Here is a 14,831-nt window from a genome sequence, read left to right on the forward strand (position 1 = left end):
ACAGTCACCCAGCCTGTGGATAACTTCCATCGAACCTGTGGATGGCTGTGGAAAAACTGGGGACAACGGTCTTGGCTCATTCACCTCCGCCGCCAAGTACGTCATGATGTTGAACCATGGCGCGGATACCGGGAGTCGGACTGGCGAAAGGGCTGTCCATCACTCTTCGCCACATGCTGCGCAAATCCGTCACCCAGCAGTATCCCGAGGTCAAGCCGGCTCTACCGCCGCGCAGTCGAGGCGTTATCGCCCTCGTTGAGGAAAATTGCACCTCTTGCATGCTCTGTGCCCGAGAGTGTCCCGACTGGTGCATCTACATCGACTCCCACAAGGAGACCGTCCCGGCCCCGGAGGGCGGGCGTCCCCGTCAGCGCAACGTGCTGGACCGGTTCGCCATCGACTTCGCGCTCTGCATGTACTGCGGCATCTGCATCGAGGTCTGCCCCTTCGACGCCCTCTTCTGGTCTCCGGAGTTCGAGTACGCCGAGGGTGACATCCGGAACCTTCTCCACGAGAAGGACAAGCTGGCGTCCTGGACCCAGACCGTCCCGCCGCCGCCCGCCCACGATCCCGGCGCCGAACCTCCCAAGGAGCTCACGGCGGCCCCTCGCCGTCCCGCGGCCCGTACCGGAACCACCCGCCCCGGAGCGGCACCGGAAGCACCCGGCCCCGCCCGCCGCGCCCCGCGAGAGCGGGAGGGCGCCACGGGCGAAGCAGCGTCGACAACGGCCCCCCAGGAAACGGGCACGGCTCGACCAGGCGCCGGCCCGCAGGGCGAGCGTGCCGGCAGGCGGGCGACGGGCGCTCCGGGCGGAGGCGTGACCGAGCCGGGAGCCGCCGAGCAGGGAGCCGTGACCCCAGGGAGCGGAGAGCCGGGGGCGGCGGCCGCCGGTGGAAACGCGGGCGCCGACTCCGAGACCGGCGCCGCATCGGCGCTCGGCCCCGACTCCGCCGTGAGCGCTGCCCCCGACTTCGCCATAAGCGCAACCCCCGGCACCGAAGCAGCGCGCCGCCCCGAAGTCGGGGAAGCCGCCCCTGCCCCCGAGGGGGCCGCAGCAGGTGACACCGGACGGGCGGGCGCAACCCCGCCTCCGGGGCGCATCGACGCGGGCCCGTCGGCCGGGGACGTCGAAGAGCGCGCCGGTGCCGACCAGGAAGAACAGGCGCGTGAGAAGGCCGGCGCCGCGGAAGCTCCCGAAGCCGCCCCCGGCGAAGGTCCTGCCGCGCCGCCGTCCGCTGCGGGCCGCCGCGAGCGTACGCGCAGGCCCATGTCCAACGTACGAGGCATCCGTCCGCCAGGCGCTCTCCCGCCCGGTCCGCAGCCGGCCGAACCGTCCTCCACAACTCCCGCCCCTGCACAGGGCCAGGAACCGGAAGACACTCGTCCGTCCGCGACAAAGACGCCGAAACCGCCAACACAGGCAAACCCGTCGGACGTGACGGAAGGCGAGGTTCCCCCCGCGGCGGAGGGCGATGCGACGCGCGTCCATGACGGCGACGCCGCCGCTCCGGCAGGCGAGGAGCCGAACCGCCCGCCCACAGGGGACCAGGGCGGCCAAGCCTCGGACGAGCGCCCGCCGCCTTCATCCACAGGCGAGCCGCCCTCGGACGGGTTTTCCACAGGCGCGGGCGAACCGTCTCCGGAGCCCGGCCCGGACGAGCAGACTTCTTCCGCGAGCCCCCGCAGGCGCCGGATGGCGGACCCGAGGTCCATCCGACCGCCGGGGCGGCTCGGCCCTGACGACCCAGAGGAGTCCGAGGAGGAGTCGTGACCGAGGCGGTGCCCTCCTACCTGTCACCCACCGGGCAAGAGATCGTCTTCTTGCTGCTGGGAGCGGTAGCGGTTGGATCGGCGCTGCTCGTCGTCACGACCCGGCAACTCGTCCACGCCGCCCTGTGGCTCGTGGTCTCCTTCGGCGCGCTCGCGGGCGGCTACCTGGTGCTGACGGCCGAGTTCGTGGCCTGGGTCCAGGTGCTCATCTACGTGGGCGCGGTGGTGGTCCTGATGCTGTTCGGCATCATGCTCACCCGTGCCCCGATCGGCCGTTCCGCCGACCTCGACAGCGGCAACCGGCCGGTGGCCGCCCTGGTGGCGGTGGCGACCGCTGCGGTCCTGGTCACGGTCGTGGTCGACGGGTTCCGCACGGCGTACACCCCGCTCACACCGGGCCAGGGGGCGGCGAAGGAGCTGGGCGCCAGCATCTTCGCCACCTGGGTGCTGCCGTTCGAGGCGCTGTCCGTGCTGCTGCTCGCCGCATTGATCGGAGCCATCGTGCTGTCCCGTACGGACATTCCCGGCTCGCCGCCCGATCAGACCGGGGGTCACTAGTGCACATCGTCTACCCGGCGGTCGTCTCCGCGCTGCTGTTCTCCGTGGGCGTCTACGGGGTGCTCGCCAGACGCAACACGATCCTCGTGCTGATGTCGGTCGAGCTGATGCTCAACGCCGTCAACCTCAATCTGGTGGCGTTCGACGTGTGGCTGCGCGACCGCCTGCACAGCGGTCAGGTGCTCACCCTCTTCGTCATCGTCATCGCCGCCGCCGAGGTCGGCCTCGGCCTGGCGATCGTCCTGGCCCTCTACCGCAACCGGCGCACCGTCGACCTCGACCATCTCCGCGACCTGTCCGAGCCCGCCGACGAACGCCCTGACCTGGTCCCGAGCGGCGCCCGCCCGACCGCCGGCCCCTCCGGCCAGGCCGCCGACACCACCCCGCCCTCTCCCAACGACCACCACCCGGCCTCGCCGGCCGGCCCAGGCCGGCCCCCCTCTGAGGACCACCGCGCCCGGCGAGGGGGCGAGCTGTGACGACGTTCCCGCTGCTGGCCGTGTTGCTGCCCGCCATCGCGGCGGCCACCGGCCTGCTGCTCTCCCGCTGGCCGCACGGCCGCCCCGCAGTCCAAAAACAACCACCGGGCAGAGCGCGGCTCGCGGCCGCCGAGAAGACCGCCGGCGAACGCGCCAACATCCGAGCCGCCTGGATCGCCGTCATCCCGACCGCGGTGTCGGCCGTCCTGGCTCTCTGGTTGGCCTGGGGGCCTGGCTTCACGTTCCTCGAAGGCGGCGCCCCCTCGGAGCCCGTGGGCCGCACGTACGGCTCGATCGTCACCGGCGGCGTCCCGATCTCGCTGACCCTCCTGGCCGACGACCTGTCGGCCGTCCTCGGCGTCCTCGTGACGCTGGTGGCGCTGGCGGTGCATGTCTACTCGGTCGGCTATCTCAAAGACGATCCCCGCTACCCCTCCTACAGCGCGTTCATCAGCCTGTTCACCAGTGCCATGCTCCTGGTGGTCTACGCGGGCGACCTCCTGGTCCTCTACGTGGGCTGGGAGATCATGGGCCTGTGCTCCTACCTCCTCATCGGTCACTGGTGGGAAGACCGGGGCAATTCGCGCGCGGCGGTCAAGGCGTTCCTCGTCACCCGGCTCGGCGACGTCGGCTTCCTGTTCGGCATCTTCGTCCTCGGCACGGCGGCGGGCAGCTTCCGCGTCGCCGACGTGCTGGCGAAGGTCCCCGACATGTCCGCGGCCACCCTCACGACGGCCACCATGCTGCTGCTGTGCGGCGTCGCCGGCAAGAGCGCCCAGGTGCCGCTGCACACCTGGCTCCCGGACGCCATGGCCGGCCCGACCCCGATCAGCGCGCTGATCCACGCCGCCACCATGGTCGCCGCCGGCATCTTCATCGTGGCCAGGCTCTTTCCCGCCTTCCTCGCCGCCCGTCCCACGCTCGACGTCCTGGCCGTCATCGCGGCGATCGGCATGCTGGGCGCCGCACTGGCCGCGTTCGCCCAGGACGACCTGAAACGCGTGCTCGCCTACTCCACGGTCAGCCAGCTCGCCTACATGGCCGGCGGCCTGGCCGCGGGCTCCGACCGGGCGGCGATCTTCCACCTGGTGACCCACGGGGCGTTCAAGGCGCTGCTGTTCCTGTGCGCGGGAGTGGTGATCCACCACGTCGGCTCCAACCTGATGACCCAGATGGGCGGGTTGCGCCGCGAGCTGCCGGTCACGTTCGTGACGATGACGGTGGGGTTCGCCGCTCTGATGGGCCTCCCGCCGGCCAGCGGCTTCTTCAGCAAGGACGGCGTCCTGGCGGCCATGGACGGCGCGCTGGCCGGCGGCCGCCTGACGGACGCCGCCGCCCTCCTCCTGTACGGCTGCGCCCTCGCGACCGTCGCCGTCACCGGCGCGTACGCCACCAGAGCCTGGCTCCGCACGTTCTTCGGGCCGCCGCGAGTGGTGGCGCTCCCCGAGCCCGAGCCCGGCACGGCCCACGTCGTCGACGTCACCGAGGCTCCCAGGACCATGCTCGTGCCCGTCGTGCTCCTCGCGGTCCCCGCCCTGCTGCTGGGCTTCGCGGGGCAGCCGCACGTCGACCTGGGGGTGGCCGCGATCAGCGTCGTGCTCGCCCTGCTCGGCGCCGGCGTCGTCTACGCCGTCTGGCGCGGCGATCCCGTCACCGACCCGGCACGCCTGCTGGGCCCTCTGCGGGTGCCCTGCGAGCGCGCGTTCTACGTGGACGACGTCTACGCGGCGCTGTTCGTCCGCCCGATCACGGCCCTGGCCCGGCTGGTCGTCAGAACGGACGACGTGGTCGTGGACGGCGCCGTCCACGGGTCGGGCCGCACCGCCCGCGGCCTGTCCGGATGGCTGCGCCTGGCCCAGAACGGCAACGTCCAGCTCTATGTCAGCGGCGTTCTCGCCGGCGTGATCCTGATCGCGGTGGGGGCGGTGATGCTCACATGACGGGCTGGCTGTCGGTCACATTGCTCGCCGTGCCCCTGCTCGGCGCGCTCGTGCTCCTCCTCGCCCCCGGCGCGCTCCGCCCGGTCCTGAGCACGTACGGCTTGATCCTCTCGGGGGTCATGCTGGCACTGGCCCTGGTCATGGCGGCCACGTTCGACCACGGGCGGCCGTCGAGCGTGCAGTTCGCGATCGACCAGCCGTGGATCCCCGGCCTGGGGCTCCGCTTCCACCTGGGCGTCGACGGCATCTCCCTGCCGCTGATCGTGCTCACCGCGCTGCTGACGTTCCTCTGCTTCGGCTACCTGTCCTGGGGCCGGCCCCGCACGCCGAGCCGGTTCCTGGGGAACAGGCCGAGGGCGCTCGTGTTCACGCTGCTGGTGCTCGAAGTCGGCATGATCGGCACGTTCCTCGCCCTCGACCTGCTGCTCTTCTTCGTCTTCTTCGAGATCGTGCTGATCCCGATGTACTTCCTGATCGGCATCTGGGGTGGCGCCGGGCGCCGGGCGGCGTCGGTCAAGTTCATCCTGTACACGCTGCTCGGCTCGGTCGTGATGCTCCTCGGCCTGCTGCTCGTCTGGGCGCGGACCGGCACGCTCGACATGGCCGAGCTGGCGGCGGCCCACGGCGCAGGAATGTCCAGGTCCGTGCAGATCCTGGCGTTCGTGGCGATCGGTGTGGGCCTGGCGGTCAAGACGCCGATGTGGCCCCTGCACACCTGGCTGCCCGACGCCCACACCGAGGCCCCGACCGTCGGCTCGGTGCTGCTGGCCGGAGTGCTGCTGAAGATGGGCACGTACGGCTTCGCCAGGATCGCCATCCCCGTCCTCCCCGAAGGGGCGACCGCGGTGGCGCCGTGGCTGGGGGCGTTCGCCGTGGTCGGCATCGTCTACGGTGCCCTTGCCTGCCTGGCCCAGCGTGACCTCAAACGCATGATCGCCTACTCCTCCGTGGGCCACATGGGTTTCGTCCTGCTCGGCTTCGCCACCCTGACCCCGGTCGGCGTCAACGGCGCCCTGTTCGCGAACGTCGCCCACGGCCTGATCACCGGCCTGCTGTTCTTCCTGGCCGGCGCGATCAAGGACCGCTACCGCACGGCCGACATGCCGAGCCTCGGCGGCGGCCTCCTGGCCACGATGCCGCGCCTGGGATCGGTGCTCACGTTCGCCGCGATCGCCTCGCTCGGCTTGCCCGGTCTGGCCGGGTTCTGGGGGGAGATGCTGGCGCTGCTGGGGGCGTTCCAGCCGGCGAGCGGCCTGCCACGTGCGCTCTTCCTCACGTACATGGTGATCGGCGGCCTGGGGGCGGTCCTGACGGCCGCGTACTTCGTGCTCATGCTGTCCCGCGTCACCCATGGCCGACCTTCGGGAGCCGCGCGGCGGCGGGAGACCCCGCCGGAGGGGGAGACCCCGGACGAACGCCCCGTAGTGCCTCTCGGCTCGGACGAGTCGCTCGCCGGGCAGCCGGCGACCGCGACACTCGAAGCCGGGAACGCCACGCAGCGCATCGATGACCTCCGCTCCTACGAAGTGGCGGCGTGGACCCCGCTGGTGGTCCTGATCGTGCTCTTCGGGCTCTGGCCCGGTCTCCTGCTCTCACTCACCACGCCGGTGGCGCAGACCCTGCTGGGAGCCCTGCCATGACTCAGCAGATCGACTACTTCGTGATCGCGCCGCCGCTGGCCCTGGCGGTGGTGGCCGGGCTCGTGCTGCTGCTCGACGTGTTCCTGCCTGCCGCGACGCGCACCCGCACCGCGCTCGGGCTGGTGACCCTGGCGGGGGTCGTCGTGGCACTCGGGTTCGTGATCGCGCAGGCCGTCGGCGGCACGTCCCGGGCGACGTTCTGCGTGCCGCCGGATCTCGCGACCGGGGGAGCGGGCACGCTCTGCTCGTTCGTCGCCGACCGGTTCACGACGGCCTTTGCGGGGCTGGTGCTCGTCGCGGCCCTGGTGGTCGTGCTGATGTCGATGACGGAGCTGGCCGGGGGCGGCATCCCTGCCGGTGAGTGGTACTTCCTGCTGCTGTGCACCCTCGTCGGCGCGGTGACCCTGCCCGCCTCCCGCGACCTGGTCATGCTCGTGGTGGCACTCGAACTGGTCTCGCTCCCGGTGTTCGCCCTCACCGCGCTCAAACGCTACGACGGCCGCGCCTCCGAGGCCGCGGTCAAGCTCTTCGTCGTGTCGGTCGTGTCCACGGCCGTCATGCTGTTCGGCGTCTCCCTCCTGTACGGCGTCTCCGGGGCGGTCCACCTCTCCCGCCTGGCGGCCGTCCTGGGCGGCCGGATCCCGGCACCGGGAGCGGCGGCGGGCACGCACTCCACGGCCTTGGCGACGGCCCACGGGCTGCCCGCGGTCGTCACGGTGGGCGTCGTCCTCGTGGCGGCCGGGTTCGCGTTCAAGATCGCAGCCGTGCCGTTCCACTCCTGGGCGGCCGACGTCTACCAGGGCGCGCCCGTCCCGGTGGCGGCCCTGCTCTCGGTCATCTCCAAGGCGGCCGGGTTCGCGGGGCTCATCCTGGTCCTGGTCACCGGGCTGGCCGGCCAGTCGTCCACCTGGGGGCCGGTGATCGCGGTCATCTCGGCGCTGACCATGACCGTGGGCAACCTGCTCGCCATGCGTCAGCGGTCGGCCGTCCGCATGCTGGCCTGGTCCTCGGTCGCACAGTCCGGCTACATCCTGGCTCCGCTGGCGATCGTCGCCACGGCGGCCACGTCCCAGGCCGCGACCGGCACATCCATCGCGTACCTGGTCATCTACGCGGCCATGAACCTCGGGGCCTTCGCCGTCGTCATGCTCGTCTCCAGGGTCGCCCCGCGCAACGAGCTCGACGACTATCGCGGCCTGGTCCTCCGCAGCCCGGCGGCCGGCATCGCGCTGGCCTTCTGCCTGGTCTGCCTGGCAGGGCTGCCGCCGGGGCTGGCCGGCCTCTTCGCCAAGGTCTTCGTGTTCCGGACGATCGTCGAGGGCGGCCTCGGCTGGCTCGCGCTGGTCATGGCCGTCAACACCGTGATCGGCCTCTACTACTACGCAGCCTGGGCGGCCCGCCTCTTCGCCCCTCCCGGGGAGACGCGCCTGCGGGGCTCGTCCCCGTCGGCGTGGCTCGCCGTCGGCCTGGCCCTGGCCGTGGCGATCCTCTTCTCGCTCGCTCCGCAGCTCGTCCTGGACCTGACGTCCTTATCGGCCACGAGCTGACCGCAGGCGGGTCCTGACACCGGCTGTCCCCATGCGGGCAGCCGGGCCGCAACCCGCCCTGCTCCCCGGCGGACACGGGGGTAAGTCGCGCTCCGCCCGCAGCTGAGCACACCGGGGAACGATAGACCGGGTCGTCGTCGTTGGACGAGGTGAAACCCGGACCACGAAGGGGGGGAGACCTTGCACCACAACGGTCTGCGTACCGCCATCCTCCTGGGAGGTCTGTCCGCGTTCATCATCATGATGGGCGCGTGGCTGGGGGGTGGCACCGGCCTGCAGATCGCGCTCGTGCTGGCCCTGCTGAGCAACGGCGTCGCCTACTTCTTCTCCGACCGCATAGCGCTGTCGGCCATGCGGGCCAGACCGGTCAGCGAGGTCGAGCACCCCACGCTCTACCGGATCGTCCGCGAGCTCTCCACCGAGGCGCGCCAGCCGATGCCGCGGCTGTACATCTCCCCGACTGTGCAGCCCAACGCCTTCGCGACCGGCCGCAGCCCACGGAAGGCCGCCGTGTGCGTCACGTACGGTCTGACCCAGCTGCTCGACGAGTCCGAGCTGCGCGGCGTGATCGGGCACGAGCTGTCCCACGTGTACAACCGGGACATCCTCGTCTCGTCCGTGGCCGGTGCGCTGGCCACGATGATCACGTGGCTCAGCTACGTCGCCGTCTTCTTCGGTGGCTCCGACGACGACGAGGGGCCCGGATTCGTGGGCGCCCTGCTGATGATGATCCTCGGGCCGGTGGCAGCCGGGATGGTCCAGATGGCCATCTCCCGGACCAGAGAGTTCCAGGCCGACGAGTCGGGCGCGAGGCTGACGGGCGACCCGCTGGCCCTGGCCTCGGCCCTTCGGAAGATCGAGATGGGTGCGCGCAGGCTGCCGCTTCCCGAGAACAGCCGCCTCACGTCGGCTTCCCACATGATGATCGCGAACCCGTTCAGCGGATCCGGCTTCGGCCGCCTCTTCTCGACGCATCCGCCCACGTCGGAGCGGGTGGCGAGGCTGGAGCGCATGGCCGGCTACCGCCGCTGACCTTCCCGGCCAGGACGAAGTCCACGGGCACACGCCCGCGCTGAATGCGTCAGCGCCTCCGAAATCGACCGTGAGCCCCTGAACGGGGCTCTTCTCTTCGGCGGTCCTGCTGCAGCGATCAGGGCCGTCCAGTGACGTCGGGGCTACCCGAGCTCTCCGGCCGCAGTGATCCTCCTCAGGATGGCGGGCAGGTCCTCCGGGAAGAAGGTCTCCTGGGTGTTCTCGAGTTCCTCCGCGCTCCACCACCGATGCCCGGTCGTCGTCTCCTTCTCGATCTGCTCCATGTGCTCGAACGAGACGGCGGCGTCGTGCACCCGGATCGCGAAGAAGGTCTGGTCCTGCGTGATCGCATAATCGGACCAGCAGAACTCGATCGTGCTCGTCCCGTACGGCCCGGCGAACTCCTCCACCTCCCGCCGGAACCCGACCTCCTCGTACAGCTCGCGCGCGGCGGCCTGCCGAAGCTCCTCCCCGGCCTCCGCCGCGCCACCGATGGTGAACCAGAACGGCTCGTCCGGCAGTTGCGGATCAAAGCCGTGCAGCAGCAGCACCCGGTCCTTCGCATCAAGGGGCAGGACGCGTGCCGTGAAGCGGCGCAGGGGGATCTTCGTCACGGTTGTCGAGCTTACGATGCCGGATTCGCCCGTTCCAACGAGAATGCAGGCCCGAGGCACAAGAAGGCGCGTACGCCACCATGTGCCCCGGATGCCGACCTGTTAGCGGTAGTTCACGAATTGCAGAGCGATGTCCAGATCCTTGCCCTTGAGCAGAGAAATGACGTCCTGCAGATCGTCCTTCTTCTTCGAGCTGACCCGCAGCTCCTCGCCCTGGATCTGCGCCTTGATGCCCTTGGGGCCCTCGTCGCGGATCAGCTTGGAGATCTTCTTGGCGTTCTCCTGGTCGATGCCCTCCTTGAGGGTGACCAGCATGCGGTATTCCTTGCCCGACAGCCTGGGCTCGCCCGCGTCGAGGGTCTTCAGCGAGAGCCCGCGCTTGACCACCTTCTCCTTGAACACGTCGAGTGCGGCATTAGCGCGCTCCTCGCTGTTCGCCTTGATCTCGATGTTGTCACCGGTCCAGCTGATGCTCGCCCCGGTGCCCTTGAAGTCGAAGCGGTGTCCGATCTCCTTGACCGTCTGGTTCAGCGCGTTGTCGACCTCCTGGCGGTCGATCTTGCTGACGATGTCGAAAGATGAATCGGCCAAAACACCCATCCTCTCGGCTGTGAAAGCGTTATTCGGGGTCCCGCCTCTCCGCCGTACGCGAAACCGCTCCGTCGTACGCCAAATGCGCGGACCCAGCGAACGAGCCTAGCCAGCATCGGCGCGCCGTGCAGTCCACGTGGGCGTGAGGCGCCTTGATGCCGGGCCCTTGGCGACGGATCATGCCTGTGGGCCCACATTTCGCAGTTTCCGATCGTATTGGTAGGGATCATGCGAGTCATCGGAGCCGGCTTCGGCCGTACCGGAACGTTGTCCACGAAGACCGCGCTGGAACGTCTGGGCTTCGGCCCATGTCATCACATGACGGAGGTGCTCCAGAATCCCGTCCACATCCGCCGCTGGCTGGACCTCGCCGAAGGCCGTCCGGTCACCTGGGAAACCCTCATGTCGGGGTACGACTCCTGCGTCGACTGGCCGGCCGCCGCGTACTGGCGCGAACTTGCCCACCACTACACCGACGCCAAGGTCATCCTCACCGTCCGCGACCCGGAACGCTGGCTGGCCAGCATGAACGCCACCATCTTCAAACAGTCGGCCCGCGCCCGCACCTGGTCGGGCCGGACGATGGCCACGCTCTCCCGCCTCCTCGACACGGACTTCGCGGCATTCATCCGGATGACCCGCCTGGTCGTGAGCGAACGCGTCTTCGGCGGCGCCACCCCCGACACGGAACTGGCCCTAAAGATCTTCACCGAACACGTGGAGGAGGTCAAAGCCACCATCCCCCAGGACCGCCTGCTGGTGTTCGAAGTCGCCCAGGGCTGGCAGCCACTATGCGACTTCCTCGACGTACCCGTCCCGGACGAACCCTTCCCCAGAACCAACGACGCGGCAGGCTTCGACCAGCACGCACGCGGGATGGGGCGCCTGCTGTTCCGGCGCAGCCGGTGACCACGATCCGGCTGGGGACAAACTGGTGTCACGTACACCTCGGAAGTCCGCTATTCTTCTGTCTGTCGCCGCGAGAGCGGATGGCACGGCAGGTTGCCCGAGTGGCCAAAGGGAGCGGTCTGTAAAACCGTCGGCTCAGCCTACGCAAGTTCGAACCTTGCACCTGCCACACCAGCGGGAAGAGGCCCGTCACCAGCGGAAACGCGGTGACGGGCCTCTCGCGTTGTGTCCGACCGTCTACGACGGTCACCGGTACTTAGCGGGCAGCCACGGCTAATACGCGGCCAAGTTCTAGGCACGGATCCGACGCGAGTAGGGAGGAGGAACTGGGTGAGCGGCCGGCCTCCCCCTTGCCTCCTCACCTCGCTGAGCTGGCGTATGGAATGAGTGGCGATCGAAGGCGTCGGAGTAGGTGGGGCGTGACCGACCAGCGGCATGGTGCTTTGGCACGCGGCTTTGTGGCCGACCTCTTGACGGATTGGGTACCTGATGCCATCGGTGCCGTAGACGCCGTAGGTGCACTGGGTGAAGGCTCTACGCCCTCCGCCAGCCCTGTTGAGGCGGACGAGATCACGGTGCAGATGGCCATGCACTCGGAGCGACTCGCAATCATCGACGTGATGCTGCGTGCTCGCCTGCACTGGCTCGTGGACGAGGCACTCACGGGTCACCTGCCGCCCCCAGGCGTCTTCAGCTATCGCTCTAGCTACTCGGACTACCACGCCGGCTACTGGAAGCGCGCCGCGCGTCTTCGAGAGTTGTCCACAGACGACCGTTACCCGCTTGTGCTGTACGCCGATGTGCATCGGTTCTCCGCCTCGGTGTCTCTGGAGATCTTGGTGCGGCAGCCGTGGATGACTTCGGCGCTTGCCAAGGAACTCACCGCCCTTCACGCTGTCGCCGGCAGATGTTGCCTGCGAGGCCATATCTGGGCTAACCGACTCTGTGGCACCGTACTCGAGCCGCTTGATGCGGCACTTGAAAGAGCTGTAGGGCCTCGATGGGTTCGCTGGTCGGACGACATCCACGTGTTCGTCACCGACGACGACGAAGCCCAGCAAGTTCGTCAACTCATCGCCGAGGAACTGGCTAACCAGGGGCTCAGACTTTCCGATGCCAAGACAGGCATCCGGTCGGCAGCATGGCCGCTGGCCGGCCCCGCCAGAAACGTTGCTGGTCAGCCTGCGGAGGTTTGGCGTCTCGCCGTTGAACACGATGACGTACGGGCGGCGCGCTATGCGCTGTCCCGGCTTGGCCCCTTGGGAGACGCCATCGCCCTGAGAGATCTTGTCGCGATAACAGGCGCGCATCCTTACCTGCTTCCGCGTGCGATCCACTACCTAGACCACTTCGCGGAGACGACGAAGGGGATGGAAATCTTCCATCAGTGGCTGGAACGAGAGCCAGCACCGTGGCCTCAGGCACGACTGCTTGCCTTGGCGATACGTCATCCGGCCCTTCTCGTGACCTTGCCCGAACGAACAGTCCAAGACGCAGCGAACTCCGATGTGGTAGCCGTACGTGCACTGGCATGGCGGGCCTCACTTGAGCAGGACCGGATCACGCCCGCGCCTACGAAGCGTCTGTCCTCATGGGCACGGGATAGTGGGTGGTTGAGCGGACGGGGGGCTGATCTGCCTAGCGTGGAAACTCTGCTGTGATGTATCCCGCCGAGACGGCCGCCTGGGGCGAGCACGATTACGAGGTCCTTCCGCTCATCAGCCGGACATCCATCCGGGCATATGCGTCCGCTATTGAGGGCCTGACGAATGCGCTGCCTTCCGGTCTTTGGCATGTCAAGGGCGCCGCCGCCCTCCTAGCGCATGTTGGGCCGACTGCCAGACTTCCTCGTGACCTCGACGTCAGCATCGCAGCACCCGCTGCTGATGCCCTCCTCCGTCACACCGTGTCACTGATGGATGACGAGGGTGGTCCAGTGGACATCCTCGGGTCTGAGACCATGCGGTTCAGCGACCCAAGAGCAAAGCCGCAGGTGTACCGAGTACTGCTAGGAGTGGGGCGCGACCCAGTAGTGGCCTTCATCACCGTAGATGTCCTGACGGTCCCGGAGGAAGGCGCACTCGCTGACACACGGGTGATACCCATAACGTTCCCGACGTCCACAACGTGTGCCCCTGCGGCGACTCTCAGCAGGTGCCTAGCGCAGAAGCTGCTCCGCTATACCAAGCGGCGTAGCGACAACCGGGTGAATACTCGTTGGTCGGACCTGTGGGATTTTCTCGTGGCGGCATCGAGTCCCGCCGCCGCGCAACTGGATACGTCGGTGTTGAGGGATGACGTCGAGATCGAGTTTTCGCATATGGGTCGGACGATTCCAACCACACTCCCAGAGCCACCCGTAGAGTGGCTGGACCATTGGGACGCGCACTCGTTCCAGTCGAGGTCCTCCTTTGGCGCCCTGAGCACCGCAGCGGCTCGCCTGACGCACTTCTGGGATCCTGTCCTCTCTTATCAGGGCGCGTCGCTCCATTGGGACTCCGCCTCGTGGCGGTGGAGAGGTGTCCCAAGCGCGTCGATGAACTCGCGGTGAGACGCGGGAGGAAGGTGTCGTAGCCAGTGGTCCGCGTGGCGGCGAGCGTGATGCCAGTGGTGACTGGGGTGATCACGCAGGTGCAGTAACCGATCGAGGACGATTCGGCTTTCGCGGGCTGGCAGGGGTTCTCCGAATACGTGCAACTCTGCGAAGGGTGTGTCCTCTGGCGTGAGCAGTTTCGTCACGTGGAGGCTGAACTCAGCCTGTCGTCGCGCAACGTCCCGACCTGCCGCATCGGCTTTCTGTGCCCTCGCTGCTCCTGCTCCACTGCGAAGCCGCCCTTCGTTGGAGGCATTCGTAGCTGTCAAGATCGTCCTGAAGTAATCCTTGGATGGCACCATCCCTTCGAGGCCGTCGCCCAACGTCCCGAAAAGCATTCCTGGCTGACAACTGAGAGAGCGGAGGTGGACAGCTAGGGATTGCTCACGATCCAAGCGGTCGTTGTACGCCGCGTCCAACATCATGGCTGTGCTTCGCTCGGCTGCGAGCCATGCGCGTGCCACGGGTAACAGTCGTGTGGCGTTGCCTTCGGCTGAAGTTGTCGCATTCGTCCCGACAGTCGGTGCTGATTCCTTCTTCAGCCCCCACTCAACGCCATGGACATCAGTGATCACGTAGAACGGCATTTCCGGCGCGCTAGCAAGCTCCCCGATTCGGTCGCCCCGCCGAACTCCTGGCCAGCGGGGATCATCCCCGTCGCCGACTGCTACCTCCTGGGTGCCGTAGGGCCTGACCAGCACCGCTGCGAGCATCGACGCGACCTCGCGTTCACATGGATTCGGCCGTTGGGCGCGCCACTCCTCAAGGCTCTGCTGAGCCTCACTAGCTTGCAAGCCTGAATAGTTGCGCCGCACCCGCGCGGCAACACCAGCGCGATAGCAGGCGGCCAGCAAGGTGGAGATCCGGCGACTCGGAGACCCGGAGAGCGCGACGGTGGTCCAAGACCATCCCATCCGGGTGCGTGAGTCGGCAGGCAGGGTTTCGTCTATGGCCATGGCCATGCTGGGCTTGGCCCCAGGGTGGACGGCGATCAGGTCCTTTCCGTAAAACCCGGCTCGCCAGGCCGACGGAAGAGTGGTGGCGAATTGGGCCAGCTCGGAGCGCACGAGTTCCAGGCCACGGATGTGATCGCCCTGTGCCTCGATCATATTTCGCAGGGCAGTAGTGACCACAACTACTGTTACTGCTGAGCCCTC

12 protein-coding genes, 1 tRNA gene and 1 pseudogene are annotated in these 14,831 nt (G+C 68.4%); 11 read left to right on the forward strand and 3 right to left on the reverse strand.

Annotated features, from left to right (window positions below):
• Positions 1–173: 173 nt before the first annotated feature.
• The 7 genes and pseudogenes from ABZ444_RS07745 (at position 174) to htpX (ending at position 8,967) form a co-directional block, all read left to right on the forward strand.
• The gene (locus ABZ444_RS07745; protein ID WP_357994098.1) at positions 174–1,772 is read left to right on the forward strand and encodes a 4Fe-4S binding protein; all 1,599 of its coding nucleotides are present in this window, start codon (positions 174–176) and stop codon (positions 1,770–1,772) included.
• Positions 1,769–2,329 (forward strand): NADH-quinone oxidoreductase subunit J, encoded by a 561-nt coding sequence (locus ABZ444_RS07750; RefSeq protein ID WP_357994100.1) that lies wholly within the window; start codon positions 1,769–1,771, stop codon positions 2,327–2,329. Before ABZ444_RS07745 ends, ABZ444_RS07750 begins: the two co-directional genes overlap by 4 nt.
• Positions 2,329–2,631, forward strand: a pseudogene (nuoK, locus tag ABZ444_RS07755) (NADH-quinone oxidoreductase subunit NuoK); the annotation flags it as partial. The gene ABZ444_RS07750 and the pseudogene nuoK, both read left to right, overlap by 1 nt.
• A gap of 173 nt (positions 2,632–2,804) precedes the next feature.
• Complete coding sequence (locus ABZ444_RS07760) at positions 2,805–4,748, forward strand: NADH-quinone oxidoreductase subunit L (RefSeq protein WP_357994102.1); 1,944 nt, start codon at positions 2,805–2,807, stop codon at positions 4,746–4,748.
• Positions 4,745–6,388: an NADH-quinone oxidoreductase subunit M gene (locus ABZ444_RS07765; protein ID WP_357994104.1), complete on the forward strand. Its 1,644-nt coding sequence runs from the start codon at positions 4,745–4,747 to the stop codon at positions 6,386–6,388. The genes ABZ444_RS07760 and ABZ444_RS07765 overlap by 4 nt, the downstream gene beginning before the upstream one ends.
• The gene (locus ABZ444_RS07770; RefSeq protein WP_357994106.1) at positions 6,385–7,935 is read left to right on the forward strand and encodes an NADH-quinone oxidoreductase subunit N; all 1,551 of its coding nucleotides are present in this window, start codon (positions 6,385–6,387) and stop codon (positions 7,933–7,935) included. Before ABZ444_RS07765 ends, ABZ444_RS07770 begins: the two co-directional genes overlap by 4 nt.
• 180 nt (positions 7,936–8,115) lie before the next feature.
• Positions 8,116–8,967: a zinc metalloprotease HtpX gene (htpX, locus tag ABZ444_RS07775; RefSeq protein WP_357994108.1), complete on the forward strand. Its 852-nt coding sequence runs from the start codon at positions 8,116–8,118 to the stop codon at positions 8,965–8,967.
• Between the two features lie 143 nt (positions 8,968–9,110).
• Here htpX and ABZ444_RS07780 read toward each other — a convergent pair whose 3' ends face one another.
• Both ABZ444_RS07780 and ABZ444_RS07785 read right to left on the reverse strand, forming a co-directional pair.
• Positions 9,111–9,581 (reverse strand): NUDIX domain-containing protein, encoded by a 471-nt coding sequence (locus ABZ444_RS07780; protein WP_357994110.1) that lies wholly within the window; start codon positions 9,579–9,581, stop codon positions 9,111–9,113.
• 102 nt (positions 9,582–9,683) lie between these two features.
• Complete coding sequence (locus tag ABZ444_RS07785; RefSeq protein WP_357966563.1) at positions 9,684–10,181, reverse strand: YajQ family cyclic di-GMP-binding protein; 498 nt, start codon at positions 10,179–10,181, stop codon at positions 9,684–9,686.
• 219 nt (positions 10,182–10,400) lie between these two features.
• Between ABZ444_RS07785 and ABZ444_RS07790 the strand changes: the two genes are divergently transcribed.
• From ABZ444_RS07790 to ABZ444_RS07805, 4 genes are all read left to right on the forward strand, one after another.
• Positions 10,401–11,081, forward strand: a complete 681-nt coding sequence (locus ABZ444_RS07790) for a sulfotransferase family protein (protein WP_357994112.1) — start codon at positions 10,401–10,403, stop codon at positions 11,079–11,081.
• Between the two features lie 87 nt (positions 11,082–11,168).
• A tRNA-Tyr gene (locus ABZ444_RS07795) sits at positions 11,169–11,250 on the forward strand.
• 250 nt (positions 11,251–11,500) lie between these two features.
• A complete protein-coding gene (locus tag ABZ444_RS07800) occupies positions 11,501–12,742 on the forward strand; it encodes a hypothetical protein (protein WP_357994114.1) in 1,242 nt (413 codons plus the stop codon).
• A complete protein-coding gene (locus ABZ444_RS07805; protein WP_357994116.1) occupies positions 12,742–13,632 on the forward strand; it encodes a nucleotidyl transferase AbiEii/AbiGii toxin family protein in 891 nt (296 codons plus the stop codon). The genes ABZ444_RS07800 and ABZ444_RS07805 overlap by 1 nt, the downstream gene beginning before the upstream one ends.
• On the opposite strand, the gene ABZ444_RS07810 is transcribed toward ABZ444_RS07805, so the two are convergent.
• The gene (locus ABZ444_RS07810; protein ID WP_357994525.1) at positions 13,554–14,783 is read right to left on the reverse strand and encodes a hypothetical protein; all 1,230 of its coding nucleotides are present in this window, start codon (positions 14,781–14,783) and stop codon (positions 13,554–13,556) included. The two genes, ABZ444_RS07805 and ABZ444_RS07810, sit on opposite strands and share 79 nt — an antisense overlap.
• Positions 14,784–14,831: the final 48 nt, after the last annotated feature.

This window comes from Nonomuraea sp. NPDC005730, assembly GCF_040630865.1.
Classification (GTDB): Bacteria; Actinomycetota; Actinomycetes; order Streptosporangiales; family Streptosporangiaceae; genus Nonomuraea.

What these genes read in the sequence shown, in the direction of transcription:
- ABZ444_RS07805 (WP_357994116.1), top strand. Translation starts at nt 12,742, where the DNA reads ATGTATCCCGCCGAGACGGCCGCCTGGGGCGAGCACGATTACGAGGTC.
- ABZ444_RS07790 (WP_357994112.1), top strand. Translation starts at nt 10,401, where the DNA reads ATGCGAGTCATCGGAGCCGGCTTCGGCCGTACCGGAACGTTGTCCACG.
- ABZ444_RS07765 (WP_357994104.1), top strand. Translation starts at nt 4,745, where the DNA reads ATGACGGGCTGGCTGTCGGTCACATTGCTCGCCGTGCCCCTGCTCGGC.
- ABZ444_RS07785 (WP_357966563.1), bottom strand. Translation starts at nt 10,181, where the DNA reads ATGGGTGTTTTGGCCGATTCATCTTTCGACATCGTCAGCAAGATCGAC.
- ABZ444_RS07745 (WP_357994098.1), top strand. Translation starts at nt 174, where the DNA reads ATGCTGCGCAAATCCGTCACCCAGCAGTATCCCGAGGTCAAGCCGGCT.
- ABZ444_RS07770 (WP_357994106.1), top strand. Translation starts at nt 6,385, where the DNA reads ATGACTCAGCAGATCGACTACTTCGTGATCGCGCCGCCGCTGGCCCTG.
- ABZ444_RS07810 (WP_357994525.1), bottom strand. Translation starts at nt 14,783, where the DNA reads ATGATCGAGGCACAGGGCGATCACATCCGTGGCCTGGAACTCGTGCGC.